The sequence below is a fragment of the Pseudomonas thermotolerans DSM 14292 genome (assembly GCF_000364625.1).
Classification (GTDB): Bacteria; Pseudomonadota; Gammaproteobacteria; order Pseudomonadales; family Pseudomonadaceae; genus Aquipseudomonas; species Aquipseudomonas thermotolerans.
The window spans coordinates 73,412-92,075 of the sequence record NZ_KB822606.1 but is presented as its reverse complement, the minus strand read 5'-3'; the positions used below and the strand labels follow the sequence as shown (position 1 = coordinate 92,075).

Genomic DNA, 18,664 nt, shown 5'->3' with positions numbered 1-18,664 from the left:
ACCGGTCGGTTGCGTGAACCAGTCAACCTGTCTGGCATGGCGATTAGGCGGCGCCGATGCAATGGATTAAAGTAACCGCCCCGGCTTCGGCCGCTCTTCTGGATCGCCCGATGGAACACCGTGAAGCCCTCGTCAGCCTGCGCAATTTCCTGTCCTCACAGATCCTCGGCCAGGAACGGCTCATCGACCGTCTACTGATCGCCCTGCTCGCCGACGGCCATCTGCTGGTGGAGGGCGCGCCGGGCCTGGCCAAGACCAAGGCGATCAAGGAGCTGGCCGAAGGCATCGAGGCGGAGTTCCATCGCATCCAGTTCACCCCCGACCTGCTCCCCGCGGACATCACCGGCACCGAGATCTATCGCCCGGAGACCGGCAGCTTCGTGTTCCAGCAGGGGCCGATCTTCCACAATCTGGTGCTGGCCGACGAGATCAACCGCGCCCCGGCCAAGGTGCAGTCAGCTCTGCTCGAGGGCATGGCCGAGCGTCAGGTGTCCATCGGCCGCTCCACCTACGAGCTGCCGGCGCTGTTCATGGTCATGGCCACCCAGAACCCCATCGAACAGGAAGGCACCTACCCGCTGCCCGAGGCACAGCTCGACCGCTTCCTACTGCACGTGAAGATCGGCTACCCGGACGCCTCGGTGGAACGCAAAATCCTCCAGCAGGCCCGCGGCGACGCCCTCAACGGCGAGCTGAAGCCGGAGCGGCGGGTCAGCCAGCAGGCGATCCTCGCCGCGCGCCAGGAAATCCTCGGCCTGTACATGGCCGACGCGGTGGAGGAATACCTGGTGCAGCTGGTGATGGCCACCCGCACCCCGGCCAAGTTCGACGTCGAGCTGGCCGAGTGGATCTCCTACGGCGCCAGCCCGCGCGGCTCCATCGCCCTCGACCGCTGCGCCCGCGCCCATGCCTGGCTGGCCGGTCGTGACTTCGTCAGCCCGGAAGACATCCAGGCGGTGCTGTTCGACGTGCTGCGCCACCGCATCATCCTCTCCTTCGAGGCGGAAGCCGCTGGCATCGACCAGGACCGGGTGATCCAGCGGGTCCTCGACGTGGTGGCGGTGGCCTGATGCGCGAGCAGGCCGTGCGGCCGGTGCGCCGGCTAGACTTGTGGGTGACGGTGCGGCCCGTGCCCGCCTGCGACTGAGCCATGCTCCCTCTACCCAGCCAATACGGTGTGCGCACCCAGCTCAGCGAGCTGATCGAGATGCGCCACCACGTCCAGGAAGTGCAGATCTTCTCCCGCCCGGGACGCCGCAGCCCGCTGATCGGCCTGCACCACTCGCGACTGCGCGGCCGCGGCATGGACTTCGACCAGGTGCGCGTCTATCAGGCCGGCGACGACGTGCGGACCATCGACTGGCGGGTCACCGCGCGCACCCAGGAGCCGCACACCAAGCTGTTCCACGAGGAGCGTGAACGCCCCATCTTCATCATGGTGGAACAGAGCAGCCGGCTGTTCTTCGGCAGCGGGCGGCTGTTCAAGTCGGTGCTCGCCGCCCAGGCCGCCGCACTGATCGGCTGGGCCGCCCTGGAGCACAACGACCGGGTCGGCGGCCTGGTGTTCGGCGACACCGAGCACCACGAGATCAAGCCCAGGCGCAGCAAGCAGAGCCTGCTGCAGCTGCTCAACCGCCTGGTGCGCGCCAACCAGGCCCTGCACCCCGACGCCCAGCCGAACCGCGACGCCTTCGGCCAGGCCCTGCGCCGCGCCCGCGAGGTACTGCGCCCGGGCAGCCTGGTGATCATCCTCTGCGACGAGCGCACCCTGACCGACAGCAGCGAACAGCAACTCGCCCTGCTCGCCCGACATACCGATCTGGTCCTGCTACCGATCTCCGACCCGCTCGACCACGCCCTGCCCGCCGCCGGCCTGCTCAACTTCACCGAGCGCGGCGCGCTGCTCGAGCTGGACACCCACGACAACGAGCTGCGCCAGGCCTACCGGCGTCTCGCCGAAATCCGCGAGCAGCGCTGGCAGCGCCTGGCCCAGAAGCTCGGCGTGCCGCTCTTGCCGCTCAGCACCCAGGACGAACTGATCGACCAATTGCGCGACCAATTGCAGTCCCTGCACCCCCGGAAGCAGCCATGAACCCGCTCGACCGACTGGAACCGCTGATCGCCCCGCCGCCGGTCTCCTGGTGGCCGCCGGCTCCCGGCTGGTGGCTGCTGGTCGCCCTGCTACCGCTGCTCGCCTGGCTGCTGTGGCGCCGACGCACGCGCCTGCCGCGACGCCAGACCAAGGCTGCGGCGCCCGAGCTGGACCCGCTGCGCCAGGCTGCCCTGGACGAGCTGGCCCGGCTACGCCGGCCCTACGACGAGCCGGCCGGCCCCTGGCTGCAGCAGCTCAACGAGCTGCTCAAGCGCCTCTGCCGCAGCCACTACCCCAACGATCCCTGCCATACCCTCAGCGGCCGCGCCTGGCTGGCCTTCCTCGACACCCGCTGCCCGGCCGCCGGACTGACCCGCTGGATGGTGCTGGTGGAAGGCGCCTACCGCCCCCAGTGCCGCCTCGACGACAAGGCCGTGGACGGTCTCTACCAGGCGGTCGAAATCTGGATACGCAAGCACCATGTTTGAGTTCGCCTGGCCCTGGATCTTCCTCCTCGCGCCGCTGCCCTGGCTGCTGCGCCGCCTGCTGCCGCCGGCCCCCAGCGGCGAGGCGGCGCTGCGGGTCAGCTTCCTCGCCGAACTGGAAGGCCTGGCCGGCCAGCGGGCGCGCAGCCAGCTGCCTGGCTGGCGCCGTCAACTGCGTTTCGTGGTGCTCTGGCTCCTCCTGCTGCTCGCCGCGGCCCGCCCGCAGTGGGTCGGCGAACCGCTACCGGTACCCACCAGCGGTCGCGACCTGCTGCTTGCCGTGGACGTCTCCGGCTCCATGGACTACGCCGACATGCGCTGGGAGGGCGAAGAGGTCAGCCGCCTGACCCTGGTCAAGCGCCTGCTCGGCGACTTCGTCGAGGGCCGCCAGGGTGACCGGGTCGGGCTGATCCTGTTCGGCAGTCAGGCCTACCTGCAGGCCCCGCTGACCTTCGACCGGCGCACCGTGCGCACCTGGCTGGACGAGGCAGTGGTCGGCATCGCCGGCAAGAACACCGCCATCGGCGACGCCATCGGCCTGGCCCTCAAGCGCCTGCGCCTGCGCCCGGCGCAGAGCCGTGTGCTGGTGCTGGTCACCGACGGCGCCAACACCGGCGGCGAGCTGGAGCCCATGACCGCCGCGCGCCTGGCCGCCGAGGAAGGGGTGAGAATCTACACCATCGGCATCGGTGCCGATCCACGCCAGGCGCCCTTCAGCAGCCTGACCTTCGGCGCCGGCCTGGACCTCGACGAGCCCACCCTGCGGGCCATCGCCGAGCGCACCGGCGGCGAGTACTTCCGTGCCCGCGACCGCGACGAGCTGCGCGCCATCGGCGCCACCCTGGACCGTCTGGAGCCGGTGGAACAGGCTCCCACCCAGGCGCGCCCTGCCGTGCCCCTGTACCCCTGGCCGCTGGCCGCCGCCCTGCTGCTCAGCCTGATCCTCACCGTACACGGCGCCTGGCCACGGCTGCTTCTCGAGCTGCCGCAGCGGCGCTTCAGGAGGCGCCCATGAGCCTCTGGCCCCACTGGCAGCGCCCCCTCTGGCTGCTTCTACTGCCGCTGCTGGCCTGGCTGCTGTGGCGACTCTGGCATCGTCAGCAGCGCATCGGGCGCTGGCAGCTACTGCTCCCGCCGGCATTCCACAGCGCCCTGCTCAAGGGCGGCGAGCACAGGGGCAGCCGCCTACCGTGGATCGCCCTGGAGCTGGCCTGGCTGCTGGCCCTGCTGGCCCTGCTCGGCCCCAGCTGGCAGCGCCTCGAGGTGATCGGGCAGAAGAGCGCCGATCCGCTGGTGGTGGTCCTCCAGCTAACCCCGGAAATGCTCGCCGGGGACGGCTCGCCGACCCGCCTGGAGCAGGCCCGGCACAAGCTCCTCGACCTGCTCGAGGCACGCCGCGAGGCGCAGACCGCCATCGTGGTCTACGCCGGCAGCGCCCACACCCTGGTACCGCTGTCCGACGACATGGCCACCAGCCGCAACCTGCTGGAAGCCCTCGCCCCCTCCATCATGCCGGTGCCCGGGCAGCGCGCCGACCTGGCCGTAGCCCGCGCCCAAGCTCTGCTGGAGCAGGCCGAACAGGGCGCCGGGCGCATCCTGCTGATCGGCTCGGCCCTAGACGAGCAGGAGCGCGAGGGGATCCGCCAAGCCCTCAAGGGCCACGCCACCCCACTGCTCATCCTCGGGGTTGGCAGCGAGCGCGGCGCGCCCATCCAGCAGGAGGACGGCACCCTGCTCAAGGACACCGAGGGCGCCATCCTCCTGCCGCGCCGCGACAGCGCCAGCCTGGCGCGCTTCGCCCAGGAACTCGGCGGTCGCTACGCCAATATCCGCCTCGACGAGCGCGACCTGGCCAGCCTCGGCCTGCTCGCCCCCCCCGATAGCCTGCGCAACGGCGAAGCGACGCAGCTGTCGCTGTGGATCGACCAAGGTCACTGGCTGCTGCTGCCCCTGCTGCTCCTGGCCGCCTGCGCCGGACGCCGTGGCTGGCTGTTCTGCCTGCCCCTGCTGCTTCTGGTCCAGCCGCCACCGGCCCAGGCCCTGGAATTCGCCGATCTCTGGCTGCGCGCCGACCAGCAGGGCCAGCGCCTGCTCGCAGAGCAGCGTCCCGCCGAGGCGGCCCGGCGCTTCAGCGATCCACAGTGGCAGGGCTACGCCCTTTACGAAGCCGGCGACTATGCCGAAGCGGCCCACCGCTTCGCCCTGAGCGACACGGCTGCCGCCCATTACAATCGCGGTAACGCCCTGGCCAGGGCTGGCGAGCTGGAAGCGGCCGTGGACGCCTATGAGCAGGCCCTGGAACGCCAGCCCGACCTGCAGCCGGCGCTGACCAACAAGGCCCTGGTGGAAGAACTGCTGCGCCAGCGCCAACAGCAATCCGCCAGCCAGGGCGAGTCCGAGCAGACCGACGACGCCGAGCATGCCGACGCCATGCCAGGCAGCACCGGGCAGAGCAACGGCAACCACAGCGAGGAACCGGCCGGGGGCCGGGACAAGGCCCAGGACGATAACGCCGAAAACGGCGAGAACGGCGGCATGCGACAGTCCGGTGACGGCAGCGAAGCCGACGACGCCGAGCAACTGGCCGCCGCTTCGACCGAGGAAGGACTGCAGCCGGACGGCGAGCAGCGCCAGGAGCTGGAACAGTGGCTGCGGCAGATCCCCGATGATCCGGGCGAACTGCTACGCCGCAAATTCTGGTACGAACAACAACAGCTTCAGGAAAGCCAACGATGATCCGTCCGTTCTGCGCCCTACTGCTCTGCCTCCTGGTCCTCCCGGCCCAGGCAGCCAGCCTGACGGCCAGCGTCGACCGCAGCCGGTTGAGCATCAGCGAAACCGTGGAGCTGACCATCGAGTCAGACGACCCCACGCAATTCGGCAAGCCCGACCTGAGCCCCCTGGAGCCGCTGTTTGAGGTGCTCGGCACCCGCCAGCTCAATCGCATCACCACCCGCGACGGCCAGACCAGCGCCACCACCCGCTGGATCATCACCCTGCAGCCCAGACACAGCGGCTACGTGGTGATCCCGCCGCTGCAGCTGGGCGAGCTGGCGACCCAGCCGATCACTCTGCAGGTGCTGGAGGCCAGTCCGGACGCGCCGACCCAGGTGGCCCCAGTGTTCATCGACGCCAGCCTCGACCAGGACAGCGTCTACGTGCAGGCCCAGGCCATCCTCACCCTGCGAATCTACCACTCGGTGTCACTGTTCGACGACAGCAGCCTGAGCCCGCTGCAGATCGCCGATGCGCGAGTCGAACAGCTCGGCCAAGCACGCACCTACGAGAAGGACATCGGTGGCGTGCGCCACGGGGTCATCGAGGTGCGCTTCGCCATTTACCCGCAGCGCAGTGGCCAGCTACGGATTCCCGCGCTCTTGTTCAGCGCCACCACCGTGGAGCCCGGCCGCGCCGGCGACTTCCAGCCGTTCGGCCCGCGCCCGGGCAAGCTGGTACGGGTGCGCTCGCCGGAGATCCCGCTCACCGTCAAGGCCAAGCCCGCCAGCTACCCGGCCGACGTGCCCTGGCTTCCGGCCCGCGCCCTGAGCCTGAACGAGAGCTGGACCCCGGAACCGACGCAGGTACAGGTCGGCGACTCCCTGACCCGCCACCTGTTGCTCAAGGTGGACGGACTGTCCAGCGCCCAGCTACCGCCCATTCCGGCCACCAAGGTGGACGGCCTGCGCCGCTATCCGGACCAGCCCAAGCTGGCCAACCAGACCAGCGAGCGCGGGCTGATCGGCAGCCGCGAGGAAAGCGAGGCGCTGGTTCCCGAACGCAGCGGCCGCTTCGAGCTGCCGGAGGTGGAAGTGCTCTGGTGGAATACCCGCGAGGACCGCCTGGAGCGCGCTTTCCTACCGGCCCGTAGCCTGGAGGTGGCGGACAATCCGGAGCTGGCCGAGGAAAGCGCCGCACCGGTTACGGCGGCCCAGCCCCAGATCCTGGAAGGTCCGCCGCTGTGGCCCTGGCAGCTGGCCTGCGCGCTGCTCGCCCTCACCACCCTGCTCGGCTTCGGCCTCTGGTGGCGGGCGCGCCGGCAGCCGGCGATCCTGCCCAGCCCGCAGAGCAGTCCCAATCCACGCACCCTGCTGGACGACCTGCGCCGCGCCTGCCAGGCCAACGACCCGCAGGCCACCCGCCAGGCCCTCGACGCCTGGGCTCGCCAGCAGCCGGAAACCCTCGCCGACATGGCCGCCCGCTTCGTGCCCCTCTCCGATGCCCTGGACGGTCTGAACGGTGCGCTCTACAGCGAGACCGGCCAGCACTGGCAGGGCGAGGACCTGTGGCGGGCGATCCGCTCCCTGCCGCCCGCCGAACAGCCGGCCGCCGGCAGCGGCGAGCCCGGCGCCCTGCCGCCGCTGTATCCGCGCTGAACCGCCGCGGTCATCGGACCACATTCAGCCCAGCAGACCGCGCTCTCCGTGCAACGAGGCCAGCGAGCGCATCCGTAGACGTGGATCGAGCCTCGCCGCGATGGCTGGGCCCGCCCTGCGCTGCCCTCGAAGACCAGGCCCACAACGAAAGACCGCGGCGAGGCCGCGGTCTTTCCTGTCCGACGAATGGATCAGTGCGCTAAGAGCGAACCGCCGACCTTGCCGGCCAGCTTCTCCGGACGGATCAGGAAGCGCGCCAGGGCCGGCAGCAGCCACAGGGCGCCCCACATGTTGAGCAGGAACATGAAGGTCAGCATCAGCCCCATGTCGGCCTGGAACTTGATCGCCGAGAAGATCCAGGTGGCCACACCAAGGGCCAGGCACAGACCGGTGAACAGCACCGCACGGCCGGTGGACTTGAGGGTCTCGTAGTAGGCCTCCTGGAGCGGCAGACCGGCGCGCAGGAAGCTTTCCAGCCGGCTGTAGATGTAGATGCCGTAGTCCACACCGATGCCCACGCCCAGGGCGACCACCGGCAGGGTGGCGACCTTCACGCCGATGCCGAGGAAGGCCATCAGGGCGTTGCCGAGGATCGAGGTGAGGATCAGCGGAATCAGGATGCAGATGGTCGCCGCCACGGAACGGAAGGTGATCAGGCACATGCCGCCCACGCAGATATAGACCAGGATCAGGATGGTCAGCTCGGAGGTGGCGATCACCTCGTTGGTGGCCGCCTCGATGCCGGCGTTGCCGGCGGCGAGGAGGAACTGCAGGTCGTCGCGATTGTTCTCCGCGGCGAACTCCTCCACCGCCTTGACCGCGCGCTTGAGGGTCTCGGCCTTGTGGTCGTTGAGGAACACCAGCACCGGCGCCAGCGAGCAGTCGGTGTTGTACAGGCCTTCGGCGCGGGCGATGGAGTTGTTCAGCACGTCCTTGTTGCGGGACAGCGCCTCCCACTTCAGGCTGCCCTCGTTCATGCCCTTGATCATCTGCTTGGAGACGGTGACCAGAGAGATGGCCGACTGCACGCCCTCGGTGTTGTTCATCTTCCACATCAGGCGGTCGATGGGCTCCATGGTGTCGTACACCGAGCAGCCTTCCGCGGCGGTCTTCACCATCACCACCAACACGTCGGAGCTGGTCGAGTAGTTGCGGATGATGAAGTCATTGTCCTGGTTGTAGCGGGAGTCCGGACGCAGCTCGGGCGCGCCCTGGTCGAGGTCACCGATCTGCAGGTTGGCCTTCTGGTAGAAGAAACCGGAAATCCCCAGGGCCAGGGCGATCACCACCGACAGCGGAGCCACCGCCGGATGGGCGAAGTTGGACATCAGCCGCCAGAACGGATGGTCGCGGTGGGCGTCGCGCTTGCTGCGCTCGATGGCGCGCTTGCTGATACCGATGTAGGAGATGGCCACCGGCAGCAGGATCAGGTTGGTGAAGACGATCACCGCTACGCCGATGGAGGCGGCCACGGCCAGCTCGCGGATCACCCCGATGTCGATGATCAGCAGAGTGATGAAGCCCACGGCGTCGGCGAGGATGGCGATCATCCCGGGCAGGAACAGCTGGCGGAAGGTACGCCGCGCGGCGGTCAGGGCGTTGTCCGCGTCGCTGGACTGCAGGGCAATGCCGTTGATCTTCTGCACCCCGTGGGAGATGCCGATGGCGAACACCAGGAAGGGCACCAGCATCGAATAGGGGTCCAGCCCGTAGCCGATCAGGTTGACCAGGCCCAGCTGCCAGATCACCGCCACTAGGGTGGTGATCAGCACCGAGATGGTGCTGCGGACGCACCAGGTGAACAGGTAGAGCAGGATCATGGTGGTCACGAAGCAGATGCCGAAGAAGCCGACCACCATCAGCAGGCCGTCGATCAGGTCGCCCACCTTCTTGGCGAAGCCGACGATGTGGATCTGCACGTTGGGGTTCTGCGCCTGGTACTTGTCGCGGATCTTCTCCTCCAGTTGGTGGGAGAATTCGCGGTAGTCCAGATTGAGCAGCCGCCCCTGGTCCTCGGGGTCCGGATAGACCTCGAGCAAGGGCACGTCGACGATACTCGACTTGAAGTTGTTGGCTACCAGACGGCCGATCTGCCCAGACTTCAGCACGTTGTTGCGCAGCTCCTCGAGGCTGGCCTCGGAGCCGTCGTAGGTTTGCGGGATCACCTCGCCGCCGGAGAAACCCTCCTCGGTCACCTCGGTCCAGCGGATGCTCGGGCTCCACAGGGATTTCAGGCCGGAGCGGTCGACGCCGGGAATGTAGAAGACCTCGTCGTGCACCTGCCGCAGGGTCTCCATGTATTCCTTGGTGAAGATGTCGCCGTCCTTCGCCTCCACGGCGATGCGGATGGTGTTGCCGCCCAGATTCGCCAGGTCGTTGCGGTGCTCCATCATGTTCTCGATGAACGGATGGTGCAGCGGGATCATCTTCTCGAAGCTGGTCGAGGGGCGCACCTGCAGGGCCTGGTAGAACAGGAACACGCTGACCAGCAGGCAGAGAGCGATCACCACGGGCCGGTTGTTGAAGATCAGGCGCTCGAGAAAGGTCGCCTTGTCCTGGTGGTGGTTAGTCATCGATGTCATATCCCATAGAACCCAGGCTTGTCGTTATTGTTGGCCCAACTTGGCGCCAGTCGGCGAAGCGAGTTGTGCCCCCGCCTGCCCCACCAGAATCAGGTTGCCGTTTGCGGTCGCCGCCACCGAGGACAGCGACAGGCGATCGGGTCGATTGATCACGACGAAGCTACGCCCGTCGTCGCTGCTCTTGAGGACGCTGCCGCCATGACCGACCAGGACGATGCTGCCGTCCGGCAGCAGGTTGCCACCGGCCAGGCCATACTCCAGATCGTTGCCGCTGGCCGCTTTCAGCTCAACCTTCTCCCAGCTCGAACCGAAGTCCGCGGAGCGGTACAGGTTGCCGCGCAGACCGAAGGCCAGCACCACACCAGGCTCGCGGGTGCCGAGCACGCCGAACAGCGAGCCTTCGTAGGGGCCTTCGAGGGTTTCCCAGGTTTCGCCGTTGTCGGCGGAGCGGAACATCACGCCCATCTCGCCGACGATGAACAGGCCGGAATCCTTGATCTGGGCGATGGAATTGAGGTGGTAGCCGTCCGGGTTGTCGACCAGGTCGGAGGCGTCCTCCCAGGTCTCTCCGCCGTCGCGGGTGACAAACAGAGCGCCGTAGGAGCCAACCACGAAGCCGTTCTGGGCATCGGTGAACAGCACGTCGAGGAAGGGGGCGCCCTCCTCGCGCTCGACGTCGATGTACTGCTGGGCCCAGGTGGCGCCGCCATCCTTGCTGACGAGGATCTGCGCATCATGGCCGACGGCCCAGCCCTGCTTGTCATCGACGAAATGCACGGCGGTCAGCAACTGGCGGGTCGGTACGCGAGCCTGCACCCAGGTCTGGCCGTCGTCGTCGGAATAGAGGATGTGTCCACGCTCACCGACCGCCACCAGGCGCTTGCCGGCCAGGGCGATGTCGATCAGCAGGCTGTGAGCGGCACGGGCCGACTCGATGGAATACACGGGGGCGGAGGATTCGCCGAGCTCGGCATGAGCCGGAACGGGGGCCAGGGCGAAGACGGACAGCAGGCTGCACAGAGACAGTATCCTCGCCAGCGGCGTGCGATACGACGGCACGATGTGAGTAGACGGGGTGCGCCGCGAAACGGGCTCACTCATAAAACCTTCCCCTTCTTGTTATTGATATGGCTGGCTCACTGGCAGCGTATCCTAGCCAGCTTTGGAAACCACTGACAATCGACGCTCCGTTATGTTTTGTTAAGCATCCGCGCGGTTTTGCCACGCTGTCAGAGCGGCGCATGCCGGTGGCCGCCAACAGGCGAATGGCGAGCCTTCTCCATCAATAATGAAGAAGGCATCGCCCCTCCCCGTCGCGGGAGAGTGACGATGCCTTCGTTCACGCCTTAGCGGGTGCCGCGACGGCGCAGCGCGGCCGGCTTGAAGTAACCGTCATCCGGAATCGGCTGGCTGAAGTCGATGGTGCTCGGCTCCTCGTTGTCCAGGTTCTGCACGTAGTAGCGACGCGACTGCAGATCGTGGAACACGTCCAGCGCGGACCAGGTGGTCGGCAGCTCGTAGTAGTTCTTCAGGTAGGCGATGGACACGCGCCACAGCTCGCCGCGACCGTCGTACTGGTCGAGCACCGCGGCCTGCCAGCTGTCCTCGTCGAGGTACATGGTGCGCTTGGAGTAGATGTGGCGAGCGCCCGGCTTCAGAGTGCCCTCCACCACCCACACGCGATGCAGCTCGTTGCGGGTGTATGCCGGGTTGATGTGGCCGACCTTGAGCAGGTCCGCGTACTTCACCTTGTCGCTGGTCACCTTGTAGTTGTTGTAGGGGATGTAGATCTCCTTCTTGCCCACCAGCTTCCAGTCGTAGCGGTCCGGCGCGCCGTTGAACATGTCGGTGTCGTCGGCGGTGCGCAGGCCGTCGGCGGCGGCGATCGGGGTGTCGTAGGCCAGGTTCGGCGCACGACGCACGCGGCGCTGGCCGGCGTTGTACCCCCAGGCCTGACGCGGCTCCTTCACCTGATCCAGGGTCTCGTGCACCAGGGTCGCGCCACCTGCCAGGCGGGCCGGGCTCTTGGTGAAGGACAGGTAGTAGAACATGATGTTGTTCAGGTCGGCGTAGCTACCCTTGGGCAGGTAGTACTTGAACAGCGCTTCCTGCTGGGAGGTCACCAGACTGAAGCTGCCGTTACGCTGCACCGCCACTTCCGAGGCACGCCGCACGATGTAGGTGCCGCGGTAGCGGGCGATGTGGTTCCATACCGCTTCCACGCCGTTCTGCGGAATCGGGAACGGGATGCCGCCGTAGGCGTCGGCGAAACCGTTGCCGCCATCGACCAGCCTCGCACTGGTGGCATTCTTGATGGTGTTGTCGTACACCCACTTGGGCGCCGAACCCGAGCGGCGGGTCTGGTACACCGGCATCTGGTAGGTGTCCGGGTAGGCCTGGAACAGGGCGATCTGGCCGGGAGTCAGGTTGGCCTTGTACTGTTCCAGGTTGCCCTTGGTGATGGTAAACAGCGGCTGGTCACCGGGGAACGGATCCGGATGGTGCTGGCCCGGCCCCTTGTATTCGGCCGGCGCCTGGGTGATACCGCCGGTCCACGCGGGGATGGTGCCGGCCGCGTTGCCAGCCTTCTCGGCGCCGAACGGGGTCAGGGTGGTGCCCAGCTTGGCCGCCTCAGCAGCCGACACCGCCGCCTGCGCTGAACCCGTGGACAGCGCGAGAGCCACCGCCACACCGGTCAGGATGTGCTTCTTCAGCATTGTGATTCTCCGTGATGTTTTCTGGCCGGACGCCAGCGGGCGCCCGGCTGCTTCTTATTCGTGATCAGAACGAGTACTTGACGCTGAGGCCGATGTTGTCGCGGTCACGCGCGCTGTTGTTGCGGCCGCCGCCATAGAACTCGGTGTACTGCAGCTCGGCTTCCAGGCTGTTCAGGTAGCTGGCCTTGATGCCCAGGGTGTAGGCCTTGCGGCCCTCGATGAAGTTGCCGGTCTGGTGCGAGTTGCCCTCAAAGTCGTCCTTGTAGACCACGAAGGGCGAGAGGTTCACACCGGCCAGCACGTCGTTCCAGGTACCGGAGAGCACCAGGGTGTAGCCGTAGGCATTGCGGTTGACCTGGGCGTCGCGGTCGTAGCCGGACACGTAGGAGTTGTTGGGGCGGCCGGAGTAGTAGCGGGTGGTGCCGTTCCAGGCCCGATACTTCAGACTGCTGCCACGCAGGTGCTCGGAAGCCAGCTCGGCGACGCCGAACAGCGAGTCGAAGCCCAGCGCCGGGCCGAAGTTGTAGATGGTGCCCAGCGAGGCATTGAAGATTTCCACGCGTTCGTAGTTGTGGACCTGATCGGTAATCCGCAGGTCCTTGCCGGCGAGGTTGACGGTACGACCGTCGGCGAGCTGCGCAGCCTGGCCAAGCAGGTCGCCGAGCAGGTCGTTGGTGGTGCTGATGCCGATCGGCAGGTTCGGTCGATAGGCCAGTTCACCGAACACCGAGGCCTCGCCGATGGTGGTGTTGAAGCTCACGCCGTACATGCGGATGTCCTCGACATACTCGCGACGGGCGTTGACCTGGTTGGCCACGTCCACGGCAGCGGCGCCATTGACCAGGCTGAGCACCTGGGCGGCAGCAGCATTGCCGGCAGCGGCCTGGGCGACCAGATCGTCGTAGCTGCCGGCGCTTACCCCCTGGGTGGCACCCAGAGCAGCCATCTGGTCGATATCCAGACCAGCGTAGCTGCGGTTCAGGTCGGCGTAGATGGTCGGCTCCTTGGCGTGGTAGTTCACGAAGTAGAAACCGAACTCGGTGGAGTTCAGCTCCTCGGCGATGTATCGGAAAGCCACACCAAACTGACCGTCATTCTTGGCATTGAGGTCAGTGCCAATCCGGGCGACCTTGAACACGCCGTTGCCGTCCAGATACTCGGTGCCCTGCAGGCCCGCAAAGTGGGCGCCGGACAGGCTCGGATAGAGCGACTGGAACAGCGGGTTGCTCAGCGCGGCAACCGTGGTGTAGGCGGTGTTGCCGCCATCGGCGAACAGGTCGGTCTCGGCGAAGAAGGTGCCGACCGGGTCCAGCGCGCTCTCCTTCCAGTTCCACTGGTAGAAGGCTTCCATCGACAGGTTGTCGGTCAGGCCGAAGTTGAAGCTCAACGCCTCCACCGGCACCAGCACTTCCTTCAGCTCCGAGCCCGGCAGGCGGAAACGGGCTGCGTCGATCGGGTTGGTGGTGTTGATGCCGCCGCGGTAGAACAGGCCCTCACCCCAGTTGAACACCTGGCGACCGACGCGGCCGGTCACCGGCATGCCGGCCACTTCCCAGTTGCCGTACAGGTAGGCGTCGAGGATCTGCGCGTCGCGACCGGCCTTGTGGCGGGTTTCGTAGGTGAAGCTGTCGTCGCGCGGGAAGCTCTGGCTCGGCTGGCGCGGGCTGTTGTTGTTCAGGTAGTCGTTGCGCTTGTCCATGATCTGGGTGTCGTAGAACGCCGTGCCGCGCACGAACAGACCATAGTTGCGCCAGGTGGCTTCCAGGTCGGAAGTCACCTTGTACACCTCGGAAACCAGCCCGGTGTCGAAGTTGCGGTTGCCGTCATTGGTGTTGATGTCGTCGTTGCTCTTGTCGCGCCCCTGTACGCGCCACAGCTGGCCGTAGGACAGGGTGGTGTCGAGGGAACCGCTGATCTCGCCATCAGCGAAGCTGAACTCGACAGCCTGGGCCTGGGCGGCCACCAGCAGAGGCAGAAGACCGGCCAGGGCAAACCCCGCCTTGGTCGGTGCGAAACGCATGGGACTATGGAACTGCAATTCCATGACTTACTCCGTGGACAGATCGTTGTTCTTATCGCAAGTCCGGTCGCCGGACCCGCTGTGCACCGCGCGGATGCGACTTGGTTGAATCGGGCACGACGCAACGCGTCTACCTCGGCGCTTTGCTGACACCCAAGGGCCTGCATCGCAGCGAGGCCTGCAACCTGGATGCCAAATTGCCAGTTGTCCGACAATTCCTGGCGACCACCCAGCAAGGCTTTCCGGCCACTTCGTGACTGATCAGCCATCGATCAAAATCACTGCAAGACCCCCAACCAAAAGCCAATCCTGTCCGACAACATGGCCCGATTTGTCACTCTCTAGCCCAACCAAGGGAAAGCCGAAGTGCCGGACGAACGGCCGAAGCCCCCAACCTAGGGCTGGCGAATCTACTAGGTGGAGAATGGATATTCCAATAGGTAACAAAGGGTGTTACCTACAATTTCCGGTAACACTAAGAAAGGCAGGACCGTTCTTTGGGGCTGAACGAAAAGGCCCGTCGGCATCGGCTACCGGCGGGCCTGGAGAGACGAGGAAGCGGCATCAGGCCGCTTCCCGGCGAGCGCCCGATCAGGCCAGGCTCTTGCTCACCACCTCGTAGACGTCGCTGGACAGCTCGCCGGAGGCCAGGATGCGCTCCAGCTCGCCGCGCATCAGCGCCTGGCGGGCACTGTCGTACTTGCGCCAGCGGGTCAGCGGCGCCAGCTGGCGGGCGGCGATCTGCGGATTGAGGACGTTCAGGCGGATGACGATGTCGGCCAGGAAGCGATAGCCGGAACCGTCGGCCTGGTGGAAGTTGATGAGGTTCTGCCCGGCGAAGGCGCCGATCAGCGCGCGCACCTTGTTGGGGTTCTTCAGGTTGAAGGCCGGGTGCTCCATCAGCGCCTTGACCCGCTCCAGACCGCCCGGCAGGGGGCAAGCGGCCTGCACGCTGAACCACTGGTCCATGACCAGCGGATCCTCCTTGAAGCGCTCGGCGAACGCCGCCAGGGCCTTGTCCCGTTCCTGGGCGAACGGCGAGTTGACCAGCACCGCCAGAGCGGCCAGGCGCTCGGTCATGTTGTCGCAGGCCTCGAACTGTTCCTGGCAGGCGGCGAGCACCTCGGGACGCTCGCTGAGCATCAGGTAGGACAGCGCGATGTTCTGCAGGCTGCGCCGCGCGAAGTGTGCCGCCTCGGCCACGTAGGGAGTCTGCCGGGAGACTTCGCGGTTGGCCTGGTAGCGCTTCCAGAGCGGCTCGAAGAGTGCCTCGGCCAACTGCCGGCGGGCGAACTCGCGGGCCGCGTGGATGGCTTCCACGTCGGCCACCTCGCTGATCTCGGTGAGATAGGCCTCGCTGGGCAGGGAAAGCATCTCGGCGACCATCGCCTGGTCCAGCGCCTCGTTCTCCAGCACGCTGCGCAGGGCCTGCACCAGGCGCGCATCCACCACCAGCGGCTCGCCGCGCTGCTGCTGGCCGATCAGCTCCTGCAGCACCTGCACAGCCAACTGCTGGCCGGCCTCCCAGCGGTTGAAGCCGTCGCTGTCATGCTGCATCAGGAACATCAGTTGGTCGCGGTCATAGGGGAAGCTCAGCTTGACTGGCGCGGAAAAGCCGCGCAGCAGCGAGGGCAGCGGCTTCTCGGGGATGTCCACGAAGGTGAAGGTCTGCTCCTCCTCGGTCACCGAGAGCACCCGGTTGGTGCCCACGGCGGCAGCCTCTCCCTGCAGGCGCAGCGGCAGATCCTGGCCCCTGGCATCCAGCAGGCCCATCTCCACGGGGATCACGAACGGCAGCTTGCTCGGCTGGCCCGGAGTCGGCGGGCAACTCTGCCGGAAGGTCAGGCTGTAAGTTCCAGCCGCCGCGTCGTAGGACTCACTGACCGCCAGGCGCGGGGTGCCGGACTGGGTGTACCAGCGCTTGAACTGGGTCAGGTCGAGACCGCTGGCATCCTCCATGGCCTTGACGAAGTCGTCGCAGGTCACCGCCTGCCCGTCATGCCGTTCGAAGTACAGATCCGAGCCCTTGCGGAAGGTTTCCGCACCGAGCAGGGTGTGGATCATGCGCAGCACTTCGGCGCCCTTCTCATAGACGGTCAGGGTGTAGAAGTTGGAAATCTCCATGTAGGAGTCCGGGCGCACCGGGTGGGCCATGGGGCCGGCATCCTCGGCGAACTGGTGGGTGCGCAGGAAGGCCACGTCCTCGATGCGCTTGACGGTGCGCGAGTTCATGTCGGCGGAGAAGGAGGCGTCGCGGAATACCGTGAAGCCTTCCTTGAGGGACAGCTGGAACCAGTCGCGACAGGTCACCCGGTTGCCCGACCAGTTGTGGAAGTACTCATGGGCCACCACCCCCTCGACGCGCTGGTGGGCGGCGTCGGTGGCGGTCTCGGCGCGGGCCAGCACGCAGCTGGAGTTGAAGATGTTGAGGCCCTTGTTCTCCATGGCGCCCATGTTGAAGTCGTTCACCGCGACGATCATGAAGATGTCCAGATCGTACTCGCGGCCATAGACCTCCTCGTCCCACTTCATGGCGCGCTTGAGGCTGTCCATGGCGTGCTGGCACTTGTCGATGTTCTCCGGCTCGACGTAGATGCGCAGGGTCACCTCGCGGCCGCTCATGGTGGTGAAGCTGTCCTCCACGCACCAGAGGTCGCCGGCGACCAGGGCGAACAGGTAGGCCGGCTTCTTGAACGGGTCCTCCCAGGTCGCCCAGTGGCGCCCACCCTCCCCCGCGCCACTGGCAATCAGGTTGCCGTTGGAGAGCAGCACCGGGTATTTGAGCTTCTCGCCGGACAGCGTGGTGGTGAAGCGGCTCATGACGTCCGGGCGGTCAAGGTAGTAGGTGATCTTGCGGAAGCCCTCGGCCTCGCACTGGGTGCAGAACATCTTGCCGGACTTGTACAGGCCTTCCAGCGCGGTATTGAGCTCGGGGTGGATGCGCACCGAGCTGCTGACCACGAAGCTCTCGGATTTCGGCTGCAGGGTCAGGTGGCTGTCGTCGAGCTGGTAGTCGGCCGGGCTCAGCGCCACGTCATCCAGGGCGACGGCCAGCAGTTCCAGCTGCTGGCCGTCGAGCACCAGCGGCGGCAGCGCCACGCCGGTCGCGGCCTGGCGCTCCGGGTTGCGGCGCATGACCAGCCGGGCATGCACCAGGGTATGGTCCTCGAACAGCTCGAAGTTCAGGTGCGTCTCGTCGATCAGGTACTCGGGCGCCTGGTAGTCCTTGAGGTAGATGGTCTTCGGTTGTTCGGTACGCATAGGAGCCTTCTCCGGAACGGCGGCGGGCGGAGAGCCTCAGCCCGCGCAACTGATGGCGATTTGGTAAGCGGTGTACTTGCGGACGTTGATTACGCCGCTGTCGAACAGCAGGTACTGACCCTTGACGCCGAGCAGCGTGCCCTCGGCGACCGGGCTCTTGTCCAGATTGAAGGTACTGATCTTGGCCGGGTAGGCCTCGACCGGATAACGGATCTCCAACGGCCGGGCATCGGCCAGGGGCTGGATGGCCTGCAGGCCGAAGCGCCGCTGCAGCGCCTCTAGGCCCTCGGCGCAGCGCTCGAACAGCTCGTCACGGATGGCCGGCAGGTCGAGCGGCTCGGCATCGCCCTTGAGCAGCGCGCGCCAGTTGGTACGGTCCGGCACCTGGCTGCGCAGCAGGTCCTCGACGAAGCCGGCTTGCTGGCGAGTCGCCACGCGAAGGATCGGTAGCGCCTGGCTGGCGCCCTGGTCGAGCCAGCGGGTCGGCACCTGGCTGGCACGGGTGATGCCCACCTTGATGCCCGAGGAGTTGGCCAGGTAGACCACATGGTCGGTCATGCAGAACCGCTCACCCCAGGCCGGTTCGCGGCAGGTGCCGGCGTCGTAGTGGCAGCGCTCCGGGCTCATGATGCACAGGTCGCACTGCGCCAGCTTCTGCATGCAGGGGTAGCAGTATCCTTGGCTGAAGCTGGTTTTGGTGCGACGTCCGCAGTGGATGCAGTGGATGGCGCCCAGGTATTCGAGGCGCAGATGGCGGCCGATTAGCGGGTTGACTGGCACCTCCACCTCACCGCTGCGGAACGCGTAGCGCACCGGTTCGTCCAGCTGCGCCGCCATCTTGCTCAGCGAGCCGCGGGCCAGTTCGAGCATCAGTGCAGGCTTCCCGAGCTGAACAGCAGGTTGGGGACCGGCGCGGACTTGGAGTGACACTCCTGCGGGCCCATGTAGCCGATGCGCTGCTCCTCGGGTAGGTTCTTGATCTCCCAGGCGATCAGCGCCTGCAGCGACAGCTCCTTCTGCTCCTGGGTCAGCTTGCGGCCGTCCGGCCACTTGCCGATCTCCACCGCCAGTTTGAGGCTTTCGTAGATTTCGGGGGTGATGTTCTCGATCATTTCCAGAAAGGACGACATGGAC

General features: G+C 66.6%; 13 protein-coding genes. 6 read left to right on the top strand and 7 right to left on the bottom strand.

The window, feature by feature from the left end; all coding sequences use genetic code 11:
* The first annotated feature begins 110 nt into the window (after positions 1 to 110).
* The 6 genes from H165_RS0108055 to H165_RS0108030 all read left to right on the top strand — a co-directional run bounded on the left by H165_RS0108055 (position 111) and on the right by H165_RS0108030 (position 6,950).
* Entirely contained in the window at positions 111 to 1,070 is a 960-nt protein-coding gene (locus H165_RS0108055; protein WP_017938413.1) for an AAA family ATPase, read from the top strand.
* 80 nt (positions 1,071 to 1,150) lie between these two features.
* Positions 1,151 to 2,092, top strand: coding sequence for a DUF58 domain-containing protein (locus tag H165_RS0108050; RefSeq protein WP_026146460.1), 942 nt, complete (start codon positions 1,151 to 1,153; stop codon positions 2,090 to 2,092).
* On the top strand, positions 2,089 to 2,580 hold the full coding sequence (locus H165_RS0108045) for a DUF4381 domain-containing protein (protein WP_017938411.1): 492 nt from the start codon (positions 2,089 to 2,091) through the stop codon (positions 2,578 to 2,580). The genes H165_RS0108050 and H165_RS0108045 overlap by 4 nt, the downstream gene beginning before the upstream one ends.
* Positions 2,573 to 3,592: a vWA domain-containing protein gene (locus H165_RS0108040; RefSeq protein ID WP_017938410.1), complete on the top strand. Its 1,020-nt coding sequence runs from the start codon at positions 2,573 to 2,575 to the stop codon at positions 3,590 to 3,592. The genes H165_RS0108045 and H165_RS0108040 overlap by 8 nt, the downstream gene beginning before the upstream one ends.
* Positions 3,589 to 5,313 (top strand): VWA domain-containing protein, encoded by a 1,725-nt coding sequence (locus H165_RS0108035; RefSeq protein WP_017938409.1) that lies wholly within the window; start codon positions 3,589 to 3,591, stop codon positions 5,311 to 5,313. The genes H165_RS0108040 and H165_RS0108035 overlap by 4 nt, the downstream gene beginning before the upstream one ends.
* Entirely contained in the window at positions 5,310 to 6,950 is a 1,641-nt protein-coding gene (locus H165_RS0108030; RefSeq protein WP_017938408.1) for a BatD family protein, read from the top strand. The genes H165_RS0108035 and H165_RS0108030 overlap by 4 nt, the downstream gene beginning before the upstream one ends.
* Before the next feature lie 191 nt (positions 6,951 to 7,141).
* Here H165_RS0108030 and H165_RS0108025 read toward each other — a convergent pair whose 3' ends face one another.
* The 7 genes from H165_RS0108025 to H165_RS0107995 all read right to left on the bottom strand — a co-directional run bounded on the left by H165_RS0108025 (position 7,142) and on the right by H165_RS0107995 (position 18,660).
* Positions 7,142 to 9,523 (bottom strand): efflux RND transporter permease subunit, encoded by a 2,382-nt coding sequence (locus H165_RS0108025; protein WP_017938407.1) that lies wholly within the window; start codon positions 9,521 to 9,523, stop codon positions 7,142 to 7,144.
* Between the two features lie 33 nt (positions 9,524 to 9,556).
* Positions 9,557 to 10,633 (bottom strand): YCF48-related protein, encoded by a 1,077-nt coding sequence (locus H165_RS0108020; RefSeq protein ID WP_026146459.1) that lies wholly within the window; start codon positions 10,631 to 10,633, stop codon positions 9,557 to 9,559.
* Positions 10,634 to 10,878: 245 nt separating this feature from the next.
* Positions 10,879 to 12,249 (bottom strand): DUF1329 domain-containing protein, encoded by a 1,371-nt coding sequence (locus tag H165_RS0108015; RefSeq protein ID WP_017938405.1) that lies wholly within the window; start codon positions 12,247 to 12,249, stop codon positions 10,879 to 10,881.
* Positions 12,250 to 12,313: 64 nt separating this feature from the next.
* Complete coding sequence (locus H165_RS0108010) at positions 12,314 to 14,293, bottom strand: DUF1302 domain-containing protein (RefSeq protein WP_017938404.1); 1,980 nt, start codon at positions 14,291 to 14,293, stop codon at positions 12,314 to 12,316.
* Positions 14,294 to 14,860: 567 nt separating this feature from the next.
* Entirely contained in the window at positions 14,861 to 17,530 is a 2,670-nt protein-coding gene (pepN, locus tag H165_RS0108005; RefSeq protein ID WP_017938403.1) for an aminopeptidase N, read from the bottom strand.
* A gap of 36 nt (positions 17,531 to 17,566) precedes the next feature.
* On the bottom strand, positions 17,567 to 18,400 hold the full coding sequence (locus H165_RS0108000; RefSeq protein ID WP_017938402.1) for a DUF2797 domain-containing protein: 834 nt from the start codon (positions 18,398 to 18,400) through the stop codon (positions 17,567 to 17,569).
* Positions 18,400 to 18,660: a YeaC family protein gene (locus H165_RS0107995; protein ID WP_017938401.1), complete on the bottom strand. Its 261-nt coding sequence runs from the start codon at positions 18,658 to 18,660 to the stop codon at positions 18,400 to 18,402. Before H165_RS0107995 ends, H165_RS0108000 begins: the two co-directional genes overlap by 1 nt.
* Between the last annotated feature and the right edge of the window lie 4 nt (positions 18,661 to 18,664).